This is a genomic window from Phycicoccus ginsengisoli, assembly GCF_054779295.1.
Genome location: NZ_BAAGYN010000001.1, coordinates 136,257 through 161,808, shown reverse-complemented (window position 1 = coordinate 161,808; position 25,552 = coordinate 136,257). Strand labels below are relative to the sequence as shown.

23 protein-coding genes and 1 pseudogene are annotated in these 25,552 nt (G+C 73.2%); 14 read left to right on the top strand and 10 right to left on the bottom strand.

Annotated features, from left to right (window positions below; all coding sequences use genetic code 11):
• Positions 1 to 110: 110 nt before the first annotated feature.
• The 10 genes from ACYVDO_RS00745 (at position 111) to ACYVDO_RS00700 (ending at position 11,071) form a co-directional block, all read left to right on the top strand.
• On the top strand, positions 111 to 1,394 hold the full coding sequence (locus ACYVDO_RS00745) for a S1C family serine protease (protein WP_460932030.1): 1,284 nt from the start codon (positions 111 to 113) through the stop codon (positions 1,392 to 1,394).
• A gap of 141 nt (positions 1,395 to 1,535) precedes the next feature.
• Positions 1,536 to 2,540: a deoxyribose-phosphate aldolase gene (gene deoC / locus ACYVDO_RS00740; protein WP_460932028.1), complete on the top strand. Its 1,005-nt coding sequence runs from the start codon at positions 1,536 to 1,538 to the stop codon at positions 2,538 to 2,540.
• A 78-nt stretch (positions 2,541 to 2,618) separates the two neighbouring features.
• Complete coding sequence (locus ACYVDO_RS00735) at positions 2,619 to 4,067, top strand: aldehyde dehydrogenase family protein (RefSeq protein WP_460932026.1); 1,449 nt, start codon at positions 2,619 to 2,621, stop codon at positions 4,065 to 4,067.
• A complete protein-coding gene (locus ACYVDO_RS00730; RefSeq protein WP_460932024.1) occupies positions 4,064 to 4,984 on the top strand; it encodes an aldehyde dehydrogenase family protein in 921 nt (306 codons plus the stop codon). Before ACYVDO_RS00735 ends, ACYVDO_RS00730 begins: the two co-directional genes overlap by 4 nt.
• Before the next feature lie 11 nt (positions 4,985 to 4,995).
• Positions 4,996 to 5,583 (top strand): uridine kinase family protein, encoded by a 588-nt coding sequence (locus ACYVDO_RS00725; RefSeq protein ID WP_460932022.1) that lies wholly within the window; start codon positions 4,996 to 4,998, stop codon positions 5,581 to 5,583.
• 116 nt (positions 5,584 to 5,699) lie between these two features.
• Entirely contained in the window at positions 5,700 to 6,803 is a 1,104-nt protein-coding gene (locus ACYVDO_RS00720) for a glycerophosphoryl diester phosphodiesterase membrane domain-containing protein (RefSeq protein ID WP_460932020.1), read from the top strand.
• Entirely contained in the window at positions 6,800 to 7,474 is a 675-nt protein-coding gene (locus ACYVDO_RS00715) for a DUF4129 domain-containing protein (RefSeq protein WP_460932018.1), read from the top strand. Before ACYVDO_RS00720 ends, ACYVDO_RS00715 begins: the two co-directional genes overlap by 4 nt.
• A complete protein-coding gene (locus ACYVDO_RS00710) occupies positions 7,471 to 8,706 on the top strand; it encodes a DUF4350 domain-containing protein (protein ID WP_460932016.1) in 1,236 nt (411 codons plus the stop codon). The genes ACYVDO_RS00715 and ACYVDO_RS00710 overlap by 4 nt, the downstream gene beginning before the upstream one ends.
• Positions 8,703 to 9,776, top strand: a complete 1,074-nt coding sequence (locus tag ACYVDO_RS00705; RefSeq protein ID WP_460932014.1) for an AAA family ATPase — start codon at positions 8,703 to 8,705, stop codon at positions 9,774 to 9,776. The genes ACYVDO_RS00710 and ACYVDO_RS00705 overlap by 4 nt, the downstream gene beginning before the upstream one ends.
• Before the next feature lie 2 nt (positions 9,777 to 9,778).
• Entirely contained in the window at positions 9,779 to 11,071 is a 1,293-nt protein-coding gene (locus tag ACYVDO_RS00700; protein WP_460932012.1) for a DUF58 domain-containing protein, read from the top strand.
• 337 nt (positions 11,072 to 11,408) lie between these two features.
• Here ACYVDO_RS00700 and ACYVDO_RS00695 read toward each other — a convergent pair whose 3' ends face one another.
• The gene (locus ACYVDO_RS00695; protein WP_460932010.1) at positions 11,409 to 12,305 is read right to left on the bottom strand and encodes an oxidoreductase; all 897 of its coding nucleotides are present in this window, start codon (positions 12,303 to 12,305) and stop codon (positions 11,409 to 11,411) included.
• A 230-nt stretch (positions 12,306 to 12,535) separates the two neighbouring features.
• On the opposite strand from ACYVDO_RS00695, the gene ACYVDO_RS00690 reads away from it, so the two are divergent.
• Complete coding sequence (locus tag ACYVDO_RS00690; protein WP_460932008.1) at positions 12,536 to 12,667, top strand: hypothetical protein; 132 nt, start codon at positions 12,536 to 12,538, stop codon at positions 12,665 to 12,667.
• Positions 12,668 to 12,782: 115 nt separating this feature from the next.
• Here ACYVDO_RS00690 and ACYVDO_RS00685 read toward each other — a convergent pair whose 3' ends face one another.
• The gene (locus tag ACYVDO_RS00685) at positions 12,783 to 13,778 is read right to left on the bottom strand and encodes a stage II sporulation protein M (protein ID WP_460932006.1); all 996 of its coding nucleotides are present in this window, start codon (positions 13,776 to 13,778) and stop codon (positions 12,783 to 12,785) included.
• Positions 13,779 to 13,819: 41 nt separating this feature from the next.
• On the opposite strand from ACYVDO_RS00685, the gene ACYVDO_RS00680 reads away from it, so the two are divergent.
• A complete protein-coding gene (locus ACYVDO_RS00680) occupies positions 13,820 to 14,722 on the top strand; it encodes an RDD family protein (protein ID WP_460932004.1) in 903 nt (300 codons plus the stop codon).
• On the opposite strand, the gene ACYVDO_RS00675 is transcribed toward ACYVDO_RS00680, so the two are convergent.
• Positions 14,701 to 15,834, bottom strand: a complete 1,134-nt coding sequence (locus ACYVDO_RS00675) for an adenosine deaminase (RefSeq protein ID WP_460932661.1) — start codon at positions 15,832 to 15,834, stop codon at positions 14,701 to 14,703. The two genes, ACYVDO_RS00680 and ACYVDO_RS00675, sit on opposite strands and share 22 nt — an antisense overlap.
• 92 nt (positions 15,835 to 15,926) lie before the next feature.
• Complete coding sequence (locus ACYVDO_RS00670) at positions 15,927 to 16,289, bottom strand: cupin domain-containing protein (protein WP_460932003.1); 363 nt, start codon at positions 16,287 to 16,289, stop codon at positions 15,927 to 15,929.
• Between the two features lie 67 nt (positions 16,290 to 16,356).
• On the opposite strand from ACYVDO_RS00670, the gene ACYVDO_RS00665 reads away from it, so the two are divergent.
• Positions 16,357 to 16,956, top strand: coding sequence for a TetR/AcrR family transcriptional regulator (locus tag ACYVDO_RS00665; protein WP_460932001.1), 600 nt, complete (start codon positions 16,357 to 16,359; stop codon positions 16,954 to 16,956).
• Between the two features lie 191 nt (positions 16,957 to 17,147).
• Positions 17,148 to 18,095, top strand: coding sequence for an alpha/beta fold hydrolase (locus ACYVDO_RS00660; RefSeq protein ID WP_460931999.1), 948 nt, complete (start codon positions 17,148 to 17,150; stop codon positions 18,093 to 18,095).
• 90 nt (positions 18,096 to 18,185) lie between these two features.
• Here the strand turns inward: ACYVDO_RS00660 and ACYVDO_RS00655 are convergent, their stop codons facing one another.
• From ACYVDO_RS00655 to ACYVDO_RS00630, 6 genes and pseudogenes are all read right to left on the bottom strand, one after another.
• Entirely contained in the window at positions 18,186 to 19,475 is a 1,290-nt protein-coding gene (locus ACYVDO_RS00655) for a thymidine phosphorylase (RefSeq protein ID WP_460931997.1), read from the bottom strand.
• A 275-nt stretch (positions 19,476 to 19,750) separates the two neighbouring features.
• A complete protein-coding gene (locus ACYVDO_RS00650) occupies positions 19,751 to 20,671 on the bottom strand; it encodes a DUF559 domain-containing protein (RefSeq protein WP_460931995.1) in 921 nt (306 codons plus the stop codon).
• 208 nt (positions 20,672 to 20,879) lie between these two features.
• Positions 20,880 to 21,287: pseudogene (locus tag ACYVDO_RS00645) on the bottom strand (cytidine deaminase); the annotation flags it as partial.
• A 179-nt stretch (positions 21,288 to 21,466) separates the two neighbouring features.
• On the bottom strand, positions 21,467 to 22,735 hold the full coding sequence (locus tag ACYVDO_RS00640; RefSeq protein ID WP_460931993.1) for an ABC transporter permease: 1,269 nt from the start codon (positions 22,733 to 22,735) through the stop codon (positions 21,467 to 21,469).
• A complete protein-coding gene (locus tag ACYVDO_RS00635) occupies positions 22,732 to 23,847 on the bottom strand; it encodes an ABC transporter permease (RefSeq protein WP_460931991.1) in 1,116 nt (371 codons plus the stop codon). Before ACYVDO_RS00635 ends, ACYVDO_RS00640 begins: the two co-directional genes overlap by 4 nt.
• Positions 23,844 to 25,475, bottom strand: a complete 1,632-nt coding sequence (locus tag ACYVDO_RS00630; RefSeq protein WP_460931989.1) for an ABC transporter ATP-binding protein — start codon at positions 25,473 to 25,475, stop codon at positions 23,844 to 23,846. The genes ACYVDO_RS00635 and ACYVDO_RS00630 overlap by 4 nt, the downstream gene beginning before the upstream one ends.
• Positions 25,476 to 25,552 lie beyond the last annotated feature (77 nt).

Here is a 25,552-nt window from a genome sequence, read left to right as displayed (position 1 = left end):
CCCGGTCCCCTGAGGAGGCACAGCCCCGTCACAACCGGCGTACAGGGCACTGTCACCGAGGCGGTGTGTCGTGGGTGCATCGACCCCGACCCGAACCGCAGGTGACCCCGATGCCAGCCCTCAGCCGTGCCGCCGCCCTCTCCCTCGTCACCGCCGGAGCCCCGGGCCTGGGCGCCGTCGGCTACGGCGGCTACCAGCTCGAGGAGGCCGTCCGGTCCTCCACCGACACGGTGGCCGCGGCGAACGGCGCCGAGGGTGCCACCCCGGTCCGCTGGGGGCACGGACGGTGGGACGGCGGCTGGGACGTCCAGCAGGGTGCGCCGGGCGGCGGGGCCACGGACGGCGGGACCAGCAGTGGCGGGACCGGCAGCGGCGCAGGCCCGGGCGCCGGAACGGCCCCGGACGGCGGCACTGGCGGGACCGGCACCGGTGGGACCGGCACCGCCGGCGCGGGCAGCGCGGCGGCCACCGGCTCGACCGCGCAGGCCACGGCACGGCAGCTGCGTGGCGTCGTCGACATCGTCACCACCGTCGACTACGGCCGGTCCCAGGCCGCCGGCACCGGGATCGTCCTGACGTCCGGCGGCGAGGTGCTCACCAACAACCACGTCGTCGACGGCGCCACGACCATCACCGTCACCGTCCTGTCGACCGGGCGCTCCTACCCCGCGCGCGTCGTGGGCACCAGCCCCACCAACGACCTCGCCGTGCTGCGGCTCGTCGGGGCCGGCGGCCTCACGACCGCCCCCATGGGCAGGTCCTCGACGGTCGCCGTCGGCGACACCGTCACGGGCGTGGGCAACGCGGGCAACGACCCGGGCACCTCGGCAGCCACCGGGACCGTCACCGCGCTCGACCAGCAGGTGACCGCGAGCGACGGCGACGGTACGAGCGAGACCGTCACCGGCCTGATCCGCACGACCGCCCCCATCCGGTCCGGCGACTCCGGGGGCCCCCTGCTCGACCGCACCGGGAAGGTCGTCGGCATCGACACCGCCGCCGAGACGAGCGGGTACGGCGGCCAGACCGTCGCCGGCTACGCCATCCCGATCGACCACGCCCTCGACGTCGCCGCGCGGATCCTCTCCGGCACCGACGACGCGACGTACCACCAGGGCCTGCCCGCCTTCCTCGGCGTGCAGACCACTGACAGCTCGTATGCCGCGGGCGCGCCGGTCGTCGGCGTGGTCGCCGGGTCGGCCGCCCAGCGGGCCGGACTGGCGGCCGGGGACACGATCACCGCGGTCGGCGGGAAGGCCGTCTCCTCGACCTCCGACCTCACCGACGCCCTGGCGAAGCGGTCGCCCGGCGACCGGGTCCCCGTCTCCTGGACCGACGCCGGTGGGGCGGCCCACCACGCGACCGTCACGCTCGGGGCTGGTCCCGCCGACTGAGCAGCGGCGGCCAGGCGGCCCACCACCTCCGCCCGTCCCCTCCCGGCCCACCACCTGCGCCCGTCCCCTCCCGGCCGAGCACCCGGGACGCCCGGCCGCAACGCGGGCGGGACACTCCCACCGCACGGCTAGGATTGGTCGGTGAGCACCTCCCCCGCCGCGGCACCCATCGTCGACGCGACGACTCGGGCCCGTGACCTCCTCGGCGTCTCCCGCCTCTCGAACAGCGCCCTGACCAGCTGGCTGCACGGCCTGCCGGGCGTCGACCAGGTGGGGTGTGAGGTCCGGGCCGCGTCCCTCGGCACCCGCTCGATCAAGACGACCTCCAAGGCGTGGGGCATCGACACCGCGATCTCGATGATCGACCTCACGACGCTCGAGGGCGCCGACACCCCCGGCAAGGTGCGCGGCCTGGCGGCCAAGGCCCTCACCCCGGACGCCACCGACCTGACGACCCCGCGCCCGGCCGCCGTGTGCGTCTACGGCGACATGGTCACCACCGCCAAGGCGGCCCTCGGTGCCGACAGCGGCGTCAAGGTCGCCGCCGTCGCCACGGCGTTCCCGAGCGGGCGCGCGATCATGCCGGTGAAGCTGGCCGACACCGCCGCCGCGGTCGACGCGGGGGCCGACGAGATCGACATGGTGATCGACCGCGGGGCTTTCCTGTCGGGCGACTACCTCACGGTCTTCCGCGAGATCGCGGCCGTGAAGGAGGCCTGCGGGTCGGCGCGCCTCAAGGTCATCATGGAGACCGGCGAGCTCGTGACGTACGACAACGTCCGTCGCGCGTCCTGGCTGTCGATGCTGGCCGGTGGCGACTTCATCAAGACCTCCACCGGCAAGGTCTCCCCCGCGGCGACCCTGCCCGTCACGCTGGTCATGCTCGAGGCGGTGCGCGACTGGCGCGACCTCACCGGCGAGATGGTCGGCGTCAAGCCCGCCGGCGGCATACGCACGAGCAAGGACGCCCTGAAGTTCCTCGTGACCGTCAACGAGGTCGCGGGCGAGGACTGGCTCGACAACCACTGGTTCCGCTTCGGCGCCTCCAGCCTGCTCAACGACCTGCTGCTGCAGCGCCAGCGCATGCGGATCGGCGCCTACTCGGGCTCCGACTACGTCACCGACGACTCCCCCAGCCTCTACTGACCTCCCCGGCCGCGCGCCACCCCTTCGCGGCCCCACCCGTCCATCCTCCATCCGCACCGAACCGAGGACACGAACCCGATGGCCACCTTCGAGTACGCACCGGCGCCCGAGTCGCGTGCCGTCGTCGACCTGCAGCCCTCCTACGGGCTGTTCATCAACGGCGAGTTCACGCAGTCCCAGGGCGGGTCGGCATTCAAGTCGACCAACCCCGCCACCGAGGAGGTCCTCGCCGAGGTGACGGAGGCCAGCGAGGCCGACGTCGACCGCGCGGTCGCCGCGGCCCGGCGCGCGTACGACGGCGTGTGGGCCCGGATGTCCGGCGCGGACCGGGGCAAGTACCTCTTCCGCATCGCGCGCATCCTGCAGGAGCGCGCCCGCGAGTTCGCGGTGCTCGAGAGCCTCGACAACGGCAAGCCGATCAAGGAGAGCCGCGACGTCGACGTCCCCCTGGCCGCGGCGCACTTCTTCTACCACGCCGGTTGGGCCGACAAGCTCGACTACGCCGGCCTCGGCACCAACCCGCGACCGCACGGCGTCGTCGGCCAGGTCATCCCGTGGAACTTCCCGCTGCTCATGCTGTCGTGGAAGATCGCCCCCGCGCTGGCCACCGGCAACACCGTCGTCATCAAGCCCGCCGAGACCACGCCGCTGTCGGCGCTGCTGTTCGCCGAGGTCCTCCAGCAGGCCGAGCTGCCCCCGGGTGTCGTCAACATCGTCACCGGCGCCGGCGCGACCGGTCAGGCGATCGTGGACCACCCGGGCATCGACAAGCTCGCGTTCACCGGCTCGACCGGGGTGGGCAAGATGATCGCGCGCTCGATCGCCGGCACCCGCAAGAAGGCCACCCTCGAGCTCGGGGGCAAGGCGGCGAACATCATCTTCGACGACGCGCCCATCGACCAGGCCGTCGAGGGCATCGTCAACGGCATCTTCTTCAACCAGGGCCACGTCTGCTGCGCCGGGTCACGGCTGCTCGTGCAGGAGTCCATCGCCGACGAGGTCGACAAGCGGCTCAAGCGCCGCCTCGCGACCCTGCGGGTCGGTGACCCGCTCGACAAGAACACCGACGTGGGCGCGATCAACTCCCGCGCCCAGCTCGACCGCATCACCGAGCTGACCGCGGTCGGCGAGGCCGAGGGCGCTGAGCGCTGGGACAACGGCTGCGAGCTCCCGAGCCGGGGCTTCTGGTTCCGCCCCACCGTCTTCACCGGCGTCAGCCAGACGCACCGGATCGCCCAGGAGGAGATCTTCGGGCCGGTGCTGTCGGTGCTGACGTTCCGCACGCCGCACGAGGCCGTCGCCAAGGCCAACAACACGCCCTACGGCCTCTCCGCCGGCATCTGGACCGAGAAGGGCTCGCGCATCCTCTGGATGGCCGACCAGCTCCGCGCCGGTGTGGTCTGGGCCAACACCTTCAACAAGTTCGACCCGACCAGCCCCTTCGGCGGCTACAAGGAGTCCGGCTACGGCCGCGAGGGCGGGCGCCACGGCCTGTCCGCCTACGTCACGACGGGAGACGCCAAGTGAGCCCCACCGCCCAGAGGTCCACCGCGGCGGACACCCGCCTGGACGTCCGCAAGACCTACAAGCTCTACATCGGCGGCAAGTTCCCCCGCTCGGAGTCGGGCCGCTCCTACGAGGTCGTCGACTCCCGCGGCCGGTTCCTCGCGAACGCCGCGCAGGGCTCGCGCAAGGACGCCCGTGACGCCGTCGTCGCCGCACGCGGGGCGTTCGCCGGCTGGGCCGGCGCCACGGCCTACAACCGCGGACAGGTGCTCTACCGCATCGCCGAGGTGATGGAAGGGCGTCGCGCCCAGTTCGTCGCCGAGGTGCGCGCCGGGGAGGGCGTCACCGAGCGTCGTGCGGAGGCGCTGGTGAGCGCGTCCATCGACCGCTGGGTCTGGTATGCCGGGTGGGCCGACAAGCTCGCCCAGGTCCTCGGCGGCCTCAACCCCGTGGCCGGCCCGTACTTCGACATCTCGGCGCCCGAGCCGACCGGCGTCGTGGGCGTTCTTGCGCCGCAACGCTCCTCGCTGCTCGGCCTCGTGTCCGTCCTTGCGCCGGTGATCGTCTCCGGCAACACCGCGGTGGTGCTCACCAGCGAGCTGCGGCCGCTGCCGGCGATCACCCTGTCCGAGTCGCTGGCGACCTCCGACGTCCCCGGCGGCGTCGTCAACCTCGTCACCGGGCGCACCGCCGAGGTGGCTCCGTGGATCGCCTCGCACCGCGACGTCAACGCGATCGACCTCGCCGGGGCGGCCGAGGCCGACGGAGTGAGCTGGGGCGACCTAGAGCTCGCCGCGGCCGAGAACCTCAAGAGGGTCGTGCGCCCGGCGGGTGAGGGCCCCGAGGCGGTCGAACCCGACTGGACCCGCGAGCCCGACCTGTCCCGCGTCACCGCCTTCCTCGAGACCAAGACGGTCTGGCACCCCAAGGGCCGTTGACTGCGGCCCGCGTGGTCGTCCTTGCCGGCCCCAGCGGGGCCGGCAAGTCGCGCCTGGCCGCCCGGCTGCACGACGCGCACGGGTGGCCGATCGTCCGGCTGGACGACTTCTACCGCGACGAGGACGACCCGGCCATGCCGCGCTCGGCCGAGCTCGGCATCGTCGACTGGGACCACCCCGACTCGTGGAACCGGGAGGCAGCCGTGGCGGCGCTGGAGACCCTCGTCGCCACCGGGTCGGCCACGACGCCGGTCTACGACATCGGCCTGAGCCGGGCCGTCGGGTCCACGGTGGTGAGCGCCGGCCCGGACGACCTGGTCCTCACCGAGGGCATCTTCGCCGCCGAGATCATCGCGGACCTGCGCGAGCGCGGGCTGCTCGCCGGGGCGTACTGCGTGCACCACCACCGGCTGCTGACCTTCGCCTACCGGCTGCTGCGCGACCTGTCGGAGCGGCGCAAGCCCCCGTGGACGCTGGTCCGCCGCGGGCTGGCGCTGATGCGCGACGAGCCCAGGGTCGTCGCCCGGCAGGAGTCGCTCGGCGCCCGGCCGGCCCGGGCCAGCGAGCTCGAGCCGCTGCTCTCCGCGCTGGCCCTCTGAGCGCGCGCCGTGCCGGCCCGGGACGGCCGAATGCCCCAGCCGACGGCCGCCCAGTTGGTAGGTTCGCACCACGCACGGGGGGACACCACGAGGTGGAGCAGGAGGGGCAGGTCGCGATGACACAACCCGCGGACGGGGCCGGTGGCGCCGCGACGCCCGGCTGGTCCGCGCCCGGGGGTCCCACTCCACCGCCGCAACCCCTGCCGTACGGCCCCGGCACCCCGCAGGGCGGCGGACCGGCATACGGCACGCCCCACTGGTCCACCGCGCTCACGGCGCACAAGCCTGGCATCATCCCGCTGCGGCCCCTAGGGCTCGGCGACATGATCGAGGGCGGTTTCGCCGCGATGCGTCGCAACCCTCGCACGTTCTTCGGGCTGGCGCTGCTCGTCACCCTGGCCGTCGTCGTCCTGCTCGGGGCCCTCGGCGCCCTGGGCTACCTCGCCGCGACCACACTCGGCGGCTCCGCCAGCGACGCCGTGCTCGCGGTGGGCGCGGTCGGCGGCCTCACCCTGCTCTACGCCCTCAGCGCGGTCACCGGGGTCGTCCTCACCGGCATGCTGTCCTACCCCGTCGGGGAGGCGGTCCTCGGCCGTAAGCCGACCACGGGCGAGGTCTGGCGGCACACCCGGCGGATGATCCCCCGGCTCACCGGGCTCTGCCTGCTCCTGCTGGTCCCCGTCGTCGCCGTCTTCGGCGGGCTCATCGCGCTGGTCGTCCTGGCGTTCAGCCGCGGGTCCGACGCCGGTGGGGTCGTGGCGCTGCTCGCGGTGCTCGTCGCGGTGGCGCTCACCCTGTACCTCTCGATCCGCCTGGTGCTGGCCACGCCGGCGCTCGTGCTCGAGGACCTCGGCGTCGTCGCGTCGCTGAAGCGGTCGTGGCGGCTGACCGAGGGTCGCTTCTGGCGCACCCTCGGCGTGCTCATCGTGACCGGCCTCCTCGTCGGGATCGTCCAGCAGGTGCTGGGATTCGGCTTCCAGTTCGCCGGAATGGCGCTGGGGTTCGGAATGGTGTCGACGACGCACGGCGACCCGAACGGTCCCCTCCTCGCGGTGGTCACGGTCGGCACCTCGGTGCTCGGTGCGGGTCTGGCGGCCCTGCTCACCCAGCCGTTCTCGGCGGCCGTCTCCGCTCTGCTCTACACCGACGCGCGCATCCGGGCCGAGGGCTTCGACCTCGCCCTGGCCCGCGCGGTCTCCGGCGCCCCGGTGGGTCTGTGACCCTGTCGGCCCTCGCCGCGCTGCCCGCCCGGCTCGACCCCGGCAACGACGAGGCCCGCGCGTGGCTGAGCCGGGAGCTGTCCGACCCGGTCTACCGCGACACCCGCGATCCGCTCCAGCGGGCGCTCGACGCCTTCGGCCGGTGGCTCTCGGACCTGCTCAGCGGGGTCCACGGCCCCTCGAACCCGTTGCCGTCGGTGGCCGCCGGCGTCGTGGCGGTGCTGCTGCTGGTGCTCGGGCTCGTCGCCCTGCGGTACGTGCGGCGGACCGCGCGCCGCGCCGACGACAGCCCCCTGCCGGTGCTCGGCACCGAGACGCTCACCGCTGCGGAGTACCGCGCCGGCGCCACCCGCGCAATGGACGAGGGCCGGTATGCCGCGTGCGTCCTCGACGCCGTGCGCGCGGTCGCGGCCGGTGCCGTCGAGCGGACCCTCCTGCAGGACGCGCCGTCGCTCACAGCCCACGAGATCGCCGCACGCCTCGGGCCCGTCTTCCCCCAGCACGCGACCGGCCTGCGGGAGGCCGCCGACCTGTTCGACGCGGTGGCGTACGGCGAGGCGCCCGCGTCGCGCGAGGAGGCCGCCGAGCTGCTGCGGCTGGAGCGGGACGTGTCCGCGACCCGTCCCGTGCGCGTGGAGCACGAACCCGTCGGCGCGGTGGTGCTGCCGTGACGCTGCAGGTGTGGGAACGCGCAGCGGCGCACGAGGCGACGCAGGACGCCGACTCGGGGTCGCCTGGTGGTGGCGAGGCACCTCCTCGCGGCCGGCGACGCTGGCGCGGGCGGCTGCTCTGGGCCGCGGCGGTCCTGGCGGCTCTTGCACTGGTCGCGATCGCCGTGCAGGTGGGTCTCACCCGGTCGGCCCACCGGGGCCAGGAGCTCGACCCCCAGAACACCGGTCCCGAGGGTGCGCGTGCCGTGGCTCGGGTCGTCGACGACCACGGCACGCGCGTGCGGGTCGTCCGGAGCGAGGGCGCCTTCGACGGCGCCGAGATCGACGGCGGCACCACCGTGGTCGTGACCCGCACGGACGCACTGTCGGCCGAGACCGCCCGCTCGCTGCTCGACCACGCCCGCGGCGCCCGGCGTCTCGTGCTCGTCGGCCCCAGCCGGTTCCTGTTGCGCGAGCTCGGGCTGTCCGTCGCGCCCGCCCCCGCGGCGACCGGTCCGCGGGTCGTGCCGGCCGGGTGCACCCTGGACGGGCTGTCGCCGACCGACACGCTGGCCGGGGGTCCCGACCGGTACACGAGCGATGCCCCCGGGGCCACGTCCTGCTTCACCGTCGGCGACGGCTCGGGCCTCGTGGCCCTGCCGGCATCCGGCGGACGCCCCGAGGTCGTGGTCCTCGGCGACACCGACCTGCTGCGGAACGACTCGATCACCCGGTTCGACGCAGCGGGCGTGGCCGTACGGCTCCTCGCCCGCGGGGACTCGGTGGTCTGGTACGTCCCGTCGTACCTCGACATCACCAGCAGCGACACAACCGCCACCTCAGAGGTCCCCAGGGCGATCGGTCCCTTGGCGTTCCTGGCGCTGTGGGCGTTGCTGGTGCTGATGATCTGGCGGGGTCGCCGTTTCGGGCCGCTGGTGACCGAGCCGCTGCCCGCCGTGGTCAAGGCGATCGAGACGACCCAGAGCCGCGGCCGGCTCTACCGCAAGGCGGGCGACGCCGGACGAGCCGGGGAGGCGCTGCGTGCCCGGGCCGTGCGCCGGCTCGCTACCCGGCTGGGCCTGCCCACCGGCGCGTCCCCTGCGGCGGTGGCCGCGGCCGCCGCCGAGGCCACCGGCCGGGACCCGGTCCTCGTCGCCGCCACCCTCGCCGGACCTGCCCCCACGTCGGAGTCGGCCCTCGTCGACCTCGCCCACGACCTGTCGCAACTCGAGAAGGATGTGCGCCGCGCATGACCGACCACCCGACCACCCCAGCCCCGTCCACCGGGACCGGCGCCGCATCGATGGGCGCTGGCCCGGCCGGCGCCCCCGCGGCATACGCCGCCCAGCCCACGGGTGCGCGGGACGAGCGCGACGAGCGCGCCCGCGCGGCGCTCATGGCGGTCCGCACCGAGGTGGGCAAGGCCGTCGTGGGTCAGGACGCTGCCGTCGCCGGCATCCTCATCGCGCTGCTGTGCCGCGGACACATCCTGCTCGAGGGGGTGCCGGGCGTGGCCAAGACCCTGCTGGTCCGCAGCGTCGCCGCGGCGCTGGACGTGCAGACCAAGCGGGTGCAGTTCACTCCCGACCTCATGCCGGGCGACGTCACCGGGTCGCTGGTCTACGACAACGGCACCTCGGAGTTCTCGTTCCGCGAGGGGCCGGTCTTCACCAACCTCCTGCTGGCCGATGAGATCAACCGGACGCCCCCCAAGACACAGGCCTCCCTGCTCGAGGCGATGGAGGAGCGCCAGGTCTCCGTCGACGGCACCCCGCGCCGGCTGCCGACCCCGTTCCTCGTGGCCGCCACCCAGAACCCGGTCGAGTACGAGGGCACCTACCCGCTGCCCGAGGCCCAGCTCGACCGCTTCCTGCTCAAGGCCGTCCTGCCGCTGCCGCCGCGCGAGGACGAGATCTCGGTCATCAGTCGCCACGCGGCCGGCTTCGACCCCAGGGACCTGGCGGCGGCCGGGCTCCGGGCGGTCGCGAGCGCCGAGGACGTCGAGGCCGGTGCGGCGCGGGTCCGGCACGTGCAGGTGAGCCCGGAGGTCGCGGCCTACATCGTCGACATCGCCCGGGCGACGCGGAGCTCCCCGTCCCTGTCCCTCGGGGTGAGCCCGCGCGGCGCCACCGCGCTGCTGGCGACGAGCCGTGCCTGGGCCTGGCTCAACGGCCGCACCTTCGTCACCCCAGACGACGTGAAGTCGCTGGCGCAGGCGACGCTCGCGCACCGCCTGTCGCTGCGTCCCGAGGCCGAGCTCGAGGGCGTCGCCGTGTCGGCCGTGCTCGACGCCGCCATCGGCTCGGTGCCGGTCCCCCGCTGACCGTGTTCGTCACCGGCCGCCTCCTCGCGCTCGTGCTCCTGGGAGCCGTGCCCGTCCTCGTGCGCCCGGACACCACCACGGTCTGGGCGTGGGTCGGGGTGTGCCTGGTCGCGGCCGCGCTCGACCTCGCGCTCACCGGCTCGCCGCGCGCGGTGCGGGTCGACCGTATGCCGGTCGCGCCCGTGCGCCTGGGCGAGGGCACGTCGACGACGCTGCTCGTGGACAACCCAGGGAGCCGACGGTTCCGCGGCTCCCTGCGCGACGCGTGGCAGCCGTCGGCGGGGGCCACCGGCACGCGCCACCGCCTCTCGGTCCCGGCCGGCGAGCGCCGGCAGGTGACCACCTCGCTGCTGCCGACCCGGCGCGGCGACCGGCTCGCCGACCGCGTGACGGTCCGCCGGCTCGGTCCGCTCGGCCTCGTCGGGCGGCAGGCGTCGGTCGTCGTCCCCGGCCACGTCCGCGCGCTGCCGCCGTTCCACTCCCGCAAGCACCTGCCGTCGCGGCTGGCCCGGCTGCGCCAGCTCGACGGCCGCTCCGCGGTGCGGACCCGGGGTCAGGGCACGGAGTTCGACTCGCTGCGCGACTACGTCGACGGCGACGACGTGCGCAGCATCGACTGGCGCGCGACGGCCCGCCGCCGCACCACCGTCGTGCGCACGTGGCAACCCGAGAAGGACCGCCACATCATCCTCGTGCTCGACACGTCACGGACCTCGGCCGGCCGGGTCGGTGACGTACCGCGCCTCGACTCGGCCATGGATGCCGCGCTGCTCCTCGCGGCCCTGGCGTCGCGGGCGGGCGACCGCGTGGACCTCGTCGCGGGTGACCGCCGGGTGCACCGCAAGGTCGTCGGGGCCAGCCGCACCGAGCTGCTCCCGGACCTCGTCACCGCGATGGCCCCGCTCGAACCGGCCCTGGTCGAGGCCGACTGGTCACTGCTGGTCTCCGAGGTCTCGCGGGTGAGCCGCCAGCGGGGTCTTGTGGTGCTGCTGACGCCGCTCGAGCCGTCCGCGGTCGAGGAGTCCCTCCTCGCGCCGCTGTCCGTCCTCGCGCAGCGCCACCGCGTGGTGCTCGCGTCGGTGTCCGACCCGGCGCTGACGACGATGGTGGAGTCACACGAGGACGGGCGCGCGGCCTACGACGCCGCAGCCGCAGCGCGCACCATTGCGCTGCGCGAGCGCACCGGCGCAGCCCTCGGACGACTGGGGGTCGACGTCCTCGACGCCGACCCCGAGCAGCTGCCCGTCGCCCTCGCCGACCACTACCTGATGCTGAAGTCCCGCGGCCTCCTCTGACTGGGCATAGACGGCTGCGAAGGGACTCAGGAAAGGGACCCATTGTCACGGCGACGAGGGGCGCCCCACTCCGCCGCCTGTCAGCCGGACCGATGCTTTACCGACAGACGCCACCCGACGGTAAGCCCCTCGGGCTCTATACCGCCTGCTTCGGCACTGCGAGGACCGCCCGACGATGTTGACGCCGGCCGGGTGTGTCTGGGGCCCTCTTCGATGCATCGACAGGCAGGGTTGTCGATGCAGCTGATGCGGCGAGTCGGTGTTGCACCTTGCGGCCCAACGGGCGACGCCTCGAGCTTGGAGCCCGGCCTCATAGGCTCTCGGGCCGGTCCTCGCCTCAGATCTCGAACGGCACGCCCGTGAGCTCCTCGCTGACGGTCCACAGTCGATGGGCGAGGTCGGGGTCGGTCGCCAGCGAGCTGAGTTTCGCTGGGCCCACCTTGCCACGGACCTCACCAGGTCCTTGGGGACCGCTGTACGAGCCCGCGGCAGCCGCAGTCGCCGCATACAGGACCGCCTCGGCTCCGCCCTCGGACCCCGGAAGCACGAGACGCATGAGGGGCGGTGCAAAGGTGCGCACGATCCATCGCGCACCCATGCCGTCGCGACTCGCGACGAGGTTGGTGACGGCCACCCCCGGATGTGCCGCTGTCGACGTCAGTGGTGATCCCGCAGCAGTGGCCCGGCGGTGGAGCTCCAGGGCGAACAGGAGGTTGGCCAGCTTCGTGCGACCGTACGAGACCCGCGGGTCGTAGTCCTCCGGGGGATTGCCGTCGACGACCCGCTCGTCACCCTGGCGGTGTGCCAGCGAGGCCACGGTCGTCACTCGCGGCGAGGGAGCCGCCAGCAGTGCGGGCAGCAGTCGAGCCGTCAGCGCGAAGTGCCCGAGATGGTTCGTCCCGAACTGGAGCTCGTACCCGTCAACGGTGGTCCGGCACGTCGGGGGCGCCATCACGCCGGCGTTGTTCACGAGCAGGTCGACCGGTCCGTCGATCCGCGCTGCGAACTCGCGCACCGACTCCTGGGACGCCAGGTCGAGAGCTTCGACGGCGGTGCTGCCAGCAATCCTTGCGGCGGCCGCGCGGCCCGCGTCGAGGTTGCGGACCGCGAGGATGACGTGAGCGCCATGTTCGGCCAGGGTTCGGGCCTCCACGAACCCGATTCCAGAGTTGGCGCCGGTGACGATGGCCGTCGTACCGCTCAGGTCGGCGATCTCGGTGGGCTTCCAAGCCATGGTCCACTCCTGCGGGTCGTCGGCGCCCGCGGGTGATCGCCGGCCCCGGCAGCGTATGCCGTGCGAGGTCAGGTCTCGCCGGACGGTACGCATTCGTCGAGGACCGGTGGGGCCCGACGCAAGGTGGCTCCTGATCCGCGGACCGAACGCGGGAGCGGGGGCGCCCGCAGCAGCAGGGCGTACTGTGAGGTACGGAGCCATCCAGGCTTCCTAGCGCTGGGAGCACAGTCATGGCCGACAAGTCACCTCGACAGCACATGGCCAAGAAGGCGAGCAAGTCGATCAAGGAGAAGCGGGCCGACAAGCACGCCAAGGCGGAGGCGAAGAACCACCTCGACATCGGCGAGATCCGCAAGAAATAGGTCTCGTCGAGGAACCGGGCGATCAGTCCTGGGGCTTCGCGCTCACGGCATACCCGCTGCGCCTGGTGGACGGTCGCACTCGAGCTTCGCCGGTCCCCAGCGAGCCGGCGCGGCGTCAGCCGGCGACGGGCACGTCGAAGCCGCGCTCGGCCTCGGCGAGGTCCCCGGTCTCGCCGCGGTGGTGGGCCCACCGGCCGAGGGTGAAGACGTAGGCGAAGAAGGCGGCCTCGGCGACCAGGCCGATGCCGATCCGCGACCAGGTGGGCAGGCCGGACGGCGTCACGAACGCCTCGATCAGCCCGGACACGAGCAGCAGCACCACGAGCCCGAGCGACACCCCCAGGGCGGCGCGGCCCTCCTCCGCCAGCGCCCGCACGCGCGAGCGCGGTCCCGGCGACACCCACGCCCAGAACAGCCGCAACCCCACCCCTGCCGCCACGAAGACGCAGGTGAGCTCGAGCATCCCGTGCGGGAGGATCAGCCCGAAGAACAGGTCACCCCGCCCGTGCCGCACCATGATCGAACCGACGACCGCGACGTTGAGCACGTTGGTCACCAGCAGGTAGACGACCGGCAGGCAGAAGATCCCCAGGGCCACGCACAGGGCCGCGAGCCAGAAGTTGTTGGTCCACACGTGCAGCGCGAACGACGTCGCGGCGTACTCGCTGTAGTAGCTGGCAAAGTCGTTGTTGACGAGCTGGTCGATCTCCTGCGGGGTCGCGAACGAGCTCTCGACTCGCGGGTGGTCGAGCAGCCACCAGCCGATGACGAACGCGAGGACGACGTTGACCACCAGGACGGTGAGCCACCACCAGCGCATCCGGTACAGCGCAGCCGGGAACGACACCGCGGCGAAGCGGCCGGCGTCCGACCACGACAGCGTCCGGGTGCCGGCCGACCGCGATCGCGCACGGGCCAGCAGCATCGACAGGTAGCCGACCAGCGAGGCGTCGGGCGCGGTCGAGCGGATCATCGACAGGTGCGTCGCGACGCGCTGGTAGCGGTCGAGGATCTCGTCGGCGTCGGCCCCGGTCAGCCGTCGCTGCCTGGTCAGCTCGTCGAGCCGTTCCCATTCCCCCCGGTGGGCGGCCACGAAGGCGTCCAGGTCCACATCGGCCACCCTAGCCGCCGGCCGCCGTTACAGTGGCCGACATGAGCAGCAGCACCGTGGGGGTCGGTGCGGACGACCTGGTGACGGGTGAGGCCGTCGCCCTGGACCTGCCGAGCGCGGGCATCGGGTTGCGCGTCGTCTCCGGTCTCATCGACTACGTGCTCGGCATGCTCGTCCTCATCGCGCTGCAGATCGGGGCCGACGCGGTGTTCGGCGGCGTCGACACCGCCCTCACCCTGGCCATGACCACGCTCGCGACCATCGCCGCGCTCGTCGCCCTGCCCACGACCTTCGAGACCCTCACCCGCGGCAAGACCCTCGGACACCTCGCGCTGGGACTGCGTACCGTGCGCGACGACGCCGGCCCGATCGGCTTCCGCCAGGCCCTGACCCGGGCGATGCTCGGCGTGGTCGAGGTCTACGGGTGCCTCGGTGTGCCCGCGCTGGTCTGCGCAGCGCTGTCGGCGCGTGGCAAGCGGCTCGGCGATCTCCTCGCCGGCACCTACGTCGTCCGGGACCGGCAGCGGATTCGGCTCACGCCACCGACCCCGATGCCCCAGCAACTCGCCGGCTGGGCGTCCACGGCCGACCTGGCGCCGCTGCCCGACCCGCTCGCGGTGGCGGTCCGTCAGTTCCTGGGCCGGGCGAGCACCTTCGCCCCCTCGGCGCGCGAGCAGCTCGGTGCCCGCCTGCTGGAGGAGGTGCGGCCGTACGTCGCGCCCGCGCCACCGCCCGGCCACCACGCCGAGTACGTCCTCATGGCCGTGCTCGCCGAGCGACGCACCCGCGACGCCGACCGGCTCGCCCGCGAGGCGCGCCTGCGCGAGCGGCTCCTCCCGCCCGACCCGGTGGGCGGCGTCGCCTCCCAGCGGCCGGGACCGCCACCATCCTGGGGGACGAGCTCCGGCGGAGCGACCGCCGGTCAGCCCAGCAGCTCGGCGTAACCCGGCTTCACGACGCCGTCGATGATGGCGAGGCGCTCGTCGAACGGGATGAACGCGGACTTCATCGCGTTGATGGTGACCCAGCGCAGGTCCTCCAGCGACCACCCGGCCTCCGCGACGAGCAGCCCCATCTCCCGGCTCATGGAGGTGCCGCTCATGAGCCGGTTGTCGGTGTTGACCGTGACGCGGAACCGCAGGCGCTTCAGGAGCGAGATCGGGTGCAGCGCAACGGATTCCGCCGCCCCCGTCTGGACGTTGCTGCTCGGGCACATCTCGAGTGGGATGCGCATGTCGCGGACGTATGCCGCGAGCCGGCCGAGGTGCACGTCGCCGGGGTCGGCGGCGACGGCCGCCGCGACGTCGTCGGCGAAAGGGCGGCCCCGGACGAGCAGGTCGTCGACGATCCGCACGCCGTGGCCGAGCCGGTCGGCGCCGCACCACTGGATCGCCTCCCAGATGCTCGGCAGCCCGAACGCCTCACCGGCGTGGATGGTGAAGTGCGCGTTCTCCCGGCGCAGGTACTCGAACGCATCGAGGTGACGGGTGGGCGGGAACCCGGCCTCGGCCCCGGCGATGTCGAACCCGGCGACCCCACGGTCGCGGTAGCGCACGGCGAGTTCGGCGATCTCGGTGCTCTTGGCAGCGTGCCGCATCGCGGTGAGCAGTGCCGTGACGCGGATGGGGTTGCCGGCCTCGGCCGCCTCCTTCTCCCCTTCGCGGAAACCCTCGTTGACGGCCTCGACGACGTCCTCGAGCTCGAGCCCCTGCGTGAGGTGCTGCTCCGGGGCGTACCGGCTCTCGGCATACACGACACCGTCGGCGGCGAGGTCGACGACGCACTCGCGCGCGACCCGGCGCAGCCCGTCGGCGGTCTGCATGACCGCGAGGGTGTGGTCGAAGGTCTCGAGGTAGCGCTCGAGCGAACCGGAGTCGGCGCTCTCGCGGAACCAGTCCCCGAGGGCGCCCGCATCGGTCGTGGGCAGGCCGGTGTAGCCGACCTCGTCGGCGATCTCGACGATCGTCTGCGGCCGCAGCCCGCCGTCGAGGTGGTCGTGGAGCAGGGCCTTGGGGGCCCTGGCGATCAGCTCGCCCGTGCTGAGGGACTCGCGCAGCGGCGCCCCGGGGCCGGCGTCGGCACGGTCTCCAACGCCGTCGCTCGTGTCGTCGCGCTCGCCGTCAGCGGCGCCGTCCTTGCGACCGAAGATCACGCGCCCTCCTCCTCGCGGTTCACCGTGTCGGGTGAGAACGCCGGGAGGCAGACGGCGACGTACTCGGCGCCCTCGGAACCGGTCGAGTAGCGGATCCGCTCCCCCGCGCGCGTCAGCACGCTCTGCCCGGCCTCGACCCGCAGCCGGCCGCCGTCGTGGTCCACGAGCACCGCACCCGCGAGCACGAGGGTGTACTCGTCGAACGCGGGTGCCTGGAACGGCTCGGTCCAGTCGGCCGGGGCCTTCATGTGGGCGATCGAGACACCCTCGGAGCCGGTGTTGACCCGGCCCACGTGTTCGTCGATGACCTTGCCGCCGGGGACGGGGATGGTGGTGGGGGACGCGATGAGCTCAGGCACGGTCCCACCCTAGTGCGTGCGGTTCGGCCGCTTGCCGGGATCCGAACGATCGTGCTTTTATGGTTCCGTGAGCAAGGGTGAGCAGACCCGCGAGGCGGTCCTGGCCGAGTCGCTGGCACAGTCCAGCCGGGTCGGGCTGCGGGGCATCACCATCGGGGGCCTGGCCGAGTCGATGGGCATGTCCAAGAGCGGGCTCTTCGCGCACTTCGGCTCCAAGGAGGGCTTGCAGACGGCGGTCCTCGACTTCGCTGCGGACCACTTCGCCCGGCTCGTGATCCGGCCGGCCCTGCGCGAGCCGCGCGGCGAGCCGCGCCTGCGCATGCTGTTCGACCGCTGGCTCGGCTGGGGCGGCTACAGCGACTATGCCCTTCCCGGAGGCTGCATCTTCGTCTCCGTCGCCAGCGAGTTCGACGACGAGCCCGACGGCCCGGTGCGCACCAAGGTGGTCCAGACCGAGCGCGACCTGCTCGACACCATCGAGACCATCGTCCGGGGGGGCGTCACCGAGGAGCAGTTCCGCGCCGACACCGACACCGCCGCCTTCGCCCAGGACATGCTCGCCATCGTCCTGGGCTACAACTTCTCCGCCCGCCTGCTGCGCGACGGCGCCGCCGAGGCACGCACCCGCGCCTCGTTCGAGCGCCTGCTCGACCACGTCCGCGCCTGATCGACCACCCCACCCCACCCACCCCGTAGGGAGCTGGCATGTCGGCAGAAAAAAGCACGATCGATCGTATTTTTGTCGCCATCTCCCCAGCCGCTTCCCTGCCGCTCCCGGGCCGGGTCGGTTCCGTCGTGGGTGACAGGTCCGCGGACACGGCCGAACCGGCTGCGCCGTCGAGGCCCGTGGCGCCGGCGGTGCCCGCGGTGCCGGCCAAGGGCGTGGCGCCGGCGGTGCCCGCGGTGCCGGCCAAGGGGCCGGCGGCCACGGGGGGCCTGCTGGCCTCGGCCGGGCGCCTGCGACCGGTGTTCCGGCAGCTCGAGCAGCGCAGTCCCGCCCTCGGCGGGTGGCTCGCCGAGAGGCTGTGGTTCCGGCTGCCCCCGACCCCTGCGGCGGCGGTCCGCGAGCGCCGCACCCCGGACGGCGGCGAGCCGTTAGAGACCGTGTGGAGTGGCGGGATCGTCCGCGGCCGGGCGTACGGCGACTGGGGGCTGCCGACGGCATACCTCGTCCACGGCTGGGGTGGGTGGTGGCAGCAGCTCGGCGCCCACGTACGACCGCTGGTGGACGCGGGCCTGTGCGTGGTCGCCTTCGACGCCCCGAGCCACGGCGCGTCCGGCGCGGGCTCGTTCGGCCCGCGCTCGACCACCCTCGTGGAGATGGGCGAGGCACTGCAGGCCGTCATCGGCGACTTCGGCCGGCCGGCCCTCGTCGTCTCCCACTCCGCGGGCGCCATGGCGAGCATGCTCGCGGTGGACTCGGGGGCGCCGGTCGAGGCGCTGGTGCTCATCGCGCCCCCGGTGTCGGTCGCCTCGATCGCGGCCATGGTCGCGAATGCCCTCGGTGCAGGACCCCGCTCGCGGCGGGTCATGCTGGCGCGCGCGGAGCGACGGGTCGGACTGCCCATGGACGGCCTGGACCTGGTGCCGCTCGCGGCGCGTCGACCCTCGCTCCCGCGACTGCTCGTGGTCCACGACCGGTCCGACGCGGAGGTACCCGTGGCCGGATCGGTCGAGCTCACGACGGCCTGGCACGACGCACGGCTGCTGCTGACCGACGGCCTCGGCCACCGTCGCGTGATGTGGGACCCGGCCGTGGTGCGCCGGGTGGCGGCGTTCGCCGCAGTTCCGGAAGCTTCGGCGTAGGGGCCCGCCGCCGCGTCCGCCCGCCCGTACGCCAGTCCAACCGCCCGGTCCGGCCCCGCTCGTCAGGCGCTCGGGGTCACCGGCCCACCGTCAGGAGATCTTCTCGATGACGAGCGGCAGCAGGTCGGGTCGGGAGCCCTCGGGGGCGATGGTGAACGCGCCCTCGAGCGACTCGAGCGCGCGCTCGAACCGCTCCGGCGTGTCGGTGTGCAGGGTCAGCAGCCTCTCGCCACCGCGGACGACCGCTCCCGGCTTGGCGTGCATCTCGACGCCGGCACCCGCCTGCACCGGGTCCTCCTTGCGCGCCCGGCCGGCCCCGAGCCGCCACGCGGCCACCCCGACCTTGAGGGCGTCGAGCTCCATGAGCACCCCGTCGGCAGGGGCGAGCACCTCGTGCGTCTCCTTCGCCACCGGCAGCTCCGCGTCGGGGTCGCCGCCCTGCGCGCGGATCATCGCCTTCCACGCGTCCATCGCCCGCCCGTCGGCCAGCGCGTCAGCAGGGTCCACGTCGTCGCGCCCGGCCGCGGCGAGCATCTCACGGGCCAGGGCCAGGGTGAGCTCGACGACGTCCTCGGGCCCCCCGCCGGCAAGCACCTCGACCGACTCGCGGACCTCGAGCGCATTCCCCGCCGTGAGGCCCAGCGGGACCTGCATGTTGGTGAGCAGCGCGACCGTCTTCACCCCGGCATCGGTGCCCAGGTCGACCATGGTCCGGGCCAGCTCACGGGCGTCGTCGACGGTCTTCATGAACGCGCCGCTGCCCACCTTGACGTCGAGCACGAGGGTGCCCGTGCCCTCGGCGATCTTCTTGCTCATGATCGAGGAGGCGATGAGCGGGATCGCCTCGACCGTGCCGGTCACGTCGCGCAGGGCATAGAGCTTCTTGTCGGCCGGGGCCAGTCCCTCGCCCGCGGCGCAGATGACGGCACCGACGTCCTCGAGCTGGCGCAACATCTGCTCGTTCGACAGCGAGGCCCGCCAGCCGGGGACGGACTCCAGCTTGTCGAGGGTGCCACCGGTGTGGCCGAGCCCGCGGCCGGACAGCTGCGGCACCGCGACCCCGCACGCCGCCACGAGCGGGGCCAGCGGCAGGGTGATCTTGTCGCCCACCCCACCGGTCGAGTGCTTGTCGGCGGTGGGGCGGGACAGCGAGGAGAAGTCCATCCGCTCGCCGGACGCGATCATCGCCGCGGTCCAGCGCGAGATCTCGCGCCGGTTCATGCCGTTGAGCAGGATCGCCATGGCCAGGCTCGACATCTGCTCGTCCGCGACGGCCCCGCGGGTGTACGCGTCGATCACCCAGTCGATCTGCGCGTCCGACAGCTCCCCCTTGGCGCGCTTGGTGATGATGACGTCGACGGCATCGAAGGACTCGCTCATGGGCTCATCGTGTCAGACCGAGGCATGCACCCGGCACAGGACGACTCGTCCCCCTTCCGGCACGAACCGCCCTGTCCGAGCATTACCCGGGGCGGCTCGTGCCCGTTGCGGCACCAGCCGCCCCCTGCGGAGAGGACGTGGGGCGGCTCGTGCCCGTTGTGGCACCAATCGCCCCCTGCGGAGAGGACGTGGGGCGGCTCGTGCCCGTCGTGGCACCAGCCGCCCGTGGGAGCCGAGCTCTCCGGTATGCCGCGTGGCCCCGGCATACCGGCCAGTCACGATCCGGGTGTGGTCCGGGAGGGGAAGTGCAACCGCCACTCCTGCGACGTGACCCGCGCGGGGCGCCCGCGCTCGGACAGCGCCACGGCCACGCGCTCGAGGGTGCGCTCCGGCTCGCGGTAGACACCCTTGGCAAGGACCACGACGATCCGCCACCCCTCGGCCTCCAGCTCCTCGCGGCGCTCGACGTCGCGCTCCCACTGGCGCTGCGACTCGGCGTGCTGCCGGCCGTCGTACTCGACTGCCAGCCGCAGGTCGGGGTACGACAGGTCGTACCGCCGCACCCAGGCGCCCCACTCGTCGTACTCGATGTGGTTGACCACCGGCTCGGGCAGCCCGGCAAGCACGAGCAGCATCCGCAGCCGCGACTCCATCGGCGAGTCCACCCCGGTCCGCACCAGGCCGGCCCCGCGCCGGGCGAGGGCCGCATGGCGCCCGCGCACCCGCCCGGCGGCCGCCACGAGCGCCTCGGGTGTCGTGCGACGGCGCGCGACGAGCGAGTCCCCCAGCACGACGAGGTCCACCAACCCCAGCTCGCCGGCCAGGTCGACGAACGTGTCCTCCGCCGTCGTGACCGGCAGCCCGCCGACGCGGGCGCGCAGCCGGCTGCGGGAGCGCACCTGAGCCGCGACTCCCGGGACCCGTAGCCGACCGCTCGGGACGCGAAGGTGGATCCGGGTCTCCTGCGGGACGGTTCCGCCCAGGAGCTCCGCCGCGGTCGCGGACGCGGCAACCGAGCCCTCGGGGGCGAGTCGCAGGGCCGCCAGGGTGCGGACACGGGTGTCGAGCGGCACGTCGCGTCGCACGTACACGCCGCGGAAGACGCGCTGCACCTGCGGTCCGCGCAGCACCTTGTCGCTCATCCCCGCCGCGACCGCCTCAGCCGTGGTGAACACCTGGGGCAGCGCGTCCGGCATCGGTCCAGAGTGACGGACCCGGACAGGTCGGCGGACGTTGTCCACAGTCTCGGGCCGTTGTAGGTCGCGGCAGGAGTCGTCCCCGGAACCGGCGCGGTGGGGCGGCTCGTGGCCGATCTGGCGCGAATCGCCCCTCGCGCGCCAGGCCCGGGGCGATCCACGACGGTTCCGCCACGAATCGCCCCCTGGCTCGGCGACGCCGCGGCGGTCAGGCGGGGTGGTCGGCTGCGGCAGCGGCGGTCAGGTTGTCCGGGCCGAACGCCTGGGGCAGCACCTCACGCATCGGCAGGACGCCCTCGGGGGTGAGCAGCAGGCAGTCCGGGCCGCCGTTCTCCCACAGCAGCTGCCGGCACCGGCCGCACGGCATCAGCGGCTGACCGTCACCGCCGACGCACGACACCGCGACGAGCCGGCCGCCGCCGCTGGCGTGCAGCGACGAGACCATGCCGCACTCGGCACAGAGCCCGACTCCGTAGGCCGCGTTCTCGACGTTGCAGCCCACGACCACGCGGCCGTCGTCGACGATGCCGGCCACCCCCACCGGGAAGCGGGAGTACGGCGCGTAGGCCTTGCGCATGATGGCGACCGCCTGCTCCCGCAGGACCTCCCAGTCGACGTGCTCGGCGCCGTGGGGACCGCCGTGGACCGGTGCCGGCGTGTGCCCGCCGCCCGCGTCGCTGGAGCCCGCGTCGCTGCCGCCCGCGTCGCTGCCGGGCGCGGCGCCATCCGGCGTGGGGGCGCCGCCCTGCTCGCCGCCGGGCTCCACGGCATACGGCTGAGGCTCGGTGCCCGGCACTAGGCCCCCTCGCCCTTGCGGTAGATCTGGCCGTCGGCGGCCGGCATCCGCAGTCGCTGCGAGGCGAACGCGAGGACCAGCAGCGTCGTGACGTACGGCGTCGTGCCGGTGAGCTCGGCGGGCACCGCGTCCGCGGCGAAGTACCACCAGGCCACGAGCACGCCCACGACGAGGGCGAGGATGCCCTGCACCAGGCGGCGGTTGCGCACGATCTGCCACACGCCGACGGCCACGAGGATCACGGCGAACAGCAGCAGGAACGCGTGCACGGTCGCGCCACCGCGCAGCTGCACCGCGTCGGTGTAGCCGAACAGGGCCGCGCCGCTGAGCAGGCCGCCGGGCCGCCAGTTGCCGAAGATCATGGCCGCGAGGCCGATGTAGCCGCGGCCGCCGGTCTGGCCGTCGCGGTAGATGTTCGCGGCCACGAGGGCGAGGAACCCGCCACCGAGGCCGGCGAGACCGCCCGAGACGAGGACCGCGAGGAACTTGTACCGCAGGACGTGCACGCCGAGCGACTCCGCTGCCACGGGCGACTCGCCCACGGACCGCAGCCGCAGGCCGAACGGCGTGCGCCACAGCACCCACCACGTCCCCACGAACAGCAGGACGGCGATGATCGTCAGGATCGACAGGTTCGTGCAGACCGCTCGCAGCACGGCGGCGAGGTCGCTGACGAAGAACCAGTTCTTGCGCTCCACCGTGCCCAGCGCGTCGGAGACCCCGGGCAGCGTGAACGCCGGCAGGTCCTTGATCGGCGGGGACTGGGTCGGGCCGCCACCGGGCAGGCCGGTGAAGAAGCGCGCCGCGAGGTACTTGGCCACACCGAGGCCGACGATGTTGATGGCGACACCGGAGACGATGTGGTCGACCCCGAACGTCACCGTCGCGATCGCGTGGATGAGGCCCCCGAGCATCCCCATGAGGATCGCGCCGACCACGCCCATCCACGGACCCATGTGGTAGCCGAAGAACCCGGCGCCCCACGTGCCGAGGATCATCATGCCCTCGAGGCCGATGTTGACGACGCCCGCGCGCTCGGACCACAGGCCGCCGAGGCCGGCGAGGCCGATCGGCACCGCCAGCCCGATCGCGGCAGCCAGCGCGCCGGAGCTGATGATGTCGTTGGCGCCGGTGACCACGCGCAGGACCGACACGACAGCGAGCGCGCCGACCGCGACGACGGCCCACTCGCGCAGGCCGAACCGGCGCCGCCTGGGCACCCGGTCGGTGACGGGCTTGGTGCCGACCTCGAGTCCGGCGGCGCTCATGCCGCGGCTCCTTCCGTCGCGGGGGTCGCCGTCGGGGCGGCCAGCTCCCTGGCCACCCGCTGCTGCTCGAGCCGCTTGTCGGTGCGGCGGATCAGCTCGTAGGCGATGACGACCGCGAACAGGATGACGCCCTGGATGATGAAGACGATCTCCTGGGCCACGCCCGCGGTGATCTGCAGCGCGTTGGACTGGATGTCGAGGAACGCCCACAGCACCGAGGCGAACGCGATCCCGACGGCGTTGTTGCGCCCGAGCAGGGCGATCGCGATGCCGGCGAACCCGAGCCCGGACTGGAACGTCGTGCCGTAGTTGTGGTCCTGCCCGAACAGCAGCGGCATGCCGATGAGGCCGGCGAGCGCGCCCGACGCGATCATCGCCGTCATCACCATCCGGGGCACCCTGACCCCGCTGGCCACCGCCGCGGTCTCGGACCGTCCGGTGGCGCGCAGGTCGAACCCGAACCGGGTCTTGCCCAGCACGAACCAGTACGCCACGCCGACGACGATCGACAGCACGATGAGCGTGTAGACACGGTTGGTCGCGCCCGGGACCAGCTGCAGGCCCTGGAGCTGGGAGGAGTCGGGGATCTGCTTGGTGTTGACCGCGTTGCTCCCCTCCTGCCGGTCGGCGACCTTGAGCAGCAGCCAGCTGACCACGCCGGTGGCGATGGCGTTGAGCATGATCGTCGAGATCACCTCGGAGACACCGCGCTTCACCTTGAGGTATGCCGCGATGCTCGCCCAGAGCCCGCCGGCCACCATCGCGACGACGATGGCGACGAGGATGTTGAGGACGCCCGGCAGCCAGGCCTGGCCGGCGAACACCGCGGCGGCGAACGCCGCGACCCGGTACTGCCCGTCGACGCCGATGTTGAACAGGTTCATCCGGAAGCCGACCGCGACGGCGACCGCGGACAGGTAGTACACGGTGGCGGCGTTGACGATCTGCACCGTCTGGCGCGGCTTCGGGACGTGCAGGATGGTCTTCCAGACGTCACCGACCGGGTCGCCGAACAGGGCGAGGATGAGCGAGGTGATGACGAAGGCGACGACGAGCGCGAGCACCGGGGCTGCGAGGCCGAGCAGGACCCGGCGGGGGCTGAGCCGGTTCATGCGGTCTGCTCCTTCTCACCGGCGCCGGTCATGGCGGCACCGAGGTCCTCGGCGGTCACGTGGTCGGGGTCGAAGTCGCCCGAGAGCCGGCCGCGCAGGATGACCCGGATCGTGTCGGAGAGGCCGATCAGCTCCTCGAGGTCGGCCGAGATGAGCAGGACGGCCAGGCCCTCGCGGCGCGCGGCGCGGATGTGGTCCCAGATGCTGGCCTGCGCGCCGACGTCGACGCCGCGGGTCGGGTGGGCGGCGACGAGCACCTTGGGGTGGTGGCTCATCTCGCGGCCGATGATGAGCTTCTGCTGGTTGCCGCCGGACAGCGAGCCGGCGGTCACGAAGATCGACGGCGTCCGCACGTCGTACTCCTTGACGATCCGCTCGGTGTCGGCCTTGGCGGCGGCGGCGTCGATCAGCGCACCCTTGACGTTGGGCTCCTCGGTCTGGTGGCCGAGCACGCGGTTCTCCCACACCGGAGCCTCGAGCAGCAGTCCGTGGCGGTGACGGTCCTCGGGGATGTACCCCACGCCCGCCTCGCGGATCTCGCGCACGCCCCAGTCGGAGATGTCCGTGTCGCCGAGGAAGACCCGGCCGGACGTGGGCTCGCGCATCCCCATGATGACCTCGACGAGCTCGGCCTGGCCGTTGCCCTCGACGCCGGCGATGCCGAGGACCTCGCCCGCGTGGATCGTCAGCGAGACGTCGTCGAGGACCGGCCGGCCGGTGCCACCCGCGAGGACGAGGTCCTCGACCCGCAGCAGGACCCGGTCGGTGACCGTCGACTCCTCGGTCGTGGGGGAGGGCAGCTCCGAGCCCACCATGAGCTCGGCGAGCTGGCGGGCGTTGACCGACTGCGGCTCGACCGTGTCGATGGTGGTGCCGCGCCGGATGATGGTGATCGAGTCGGCGACCCGCAGGACCTCGTCGAGCTTGTGCGAGATGAACAGGACGGTGAGGCCCTCGTCCTTGAGCTCGGCCAGCTGGTCGAACAGCTCGTCGACCTCCTGCGGCACGAGGACGGCCGTGGGCTCGTCGAGGATGAGGGTCTTGGCGCCGCGGTAGAGGACCTTGAGGATCTCGATGCGCTGGCGGTCCCCCACGCCCAGGTCGGCGACGAGCGCGTCGGGGTCGACGCCGAGCTTGTACGCCTCGGAGATGCGCGCGATCTCCCGCCGCGCGCCGTCCCCGATGCCGTGCAGTTTCTCGGCGCCGAGGACGACGTTCTCCAGGACGGTGAGGTTGTCGGCCAGCATGAAGTGCTGGAAGACCATGCCGATGCCCGCGGCGATGGCATCCGACGGCGAGTGCAGGTCGACGACCTTGCCGTCGACGGTGATGGTCCCCTCGTCCGGTCGCTGGACGCCGTAGAGGATCTTCATCAGCGTCGACTTGCCGGCGCCGTTCTCCCCGACGATCGCGTGGACCGTGCCGCGCCGGACGGCGAAGGTGATGTCCTTGTTGGCCACGACACCGGGGAACCGCTTCGTGATGCCCTCGAGCTCGACGGCGGGGACGCCCGCGGAGGACGGCTCCGCTGCGGTCCGAGGCAGGGGTGGAGAGGCGGTGATGGGGTCACGCTCCTGGTCCGGGCCCGCGGCGTCGCGAGCGGGTGGCGCTGTGGGTCGCCGGGTCATGGCCGGCGAGGGCCTCGGGTCGGGGAAGCACACGGCCCGGGTCAGACGCTACCGCGCCGCCCGGGCCGTGCAACCAA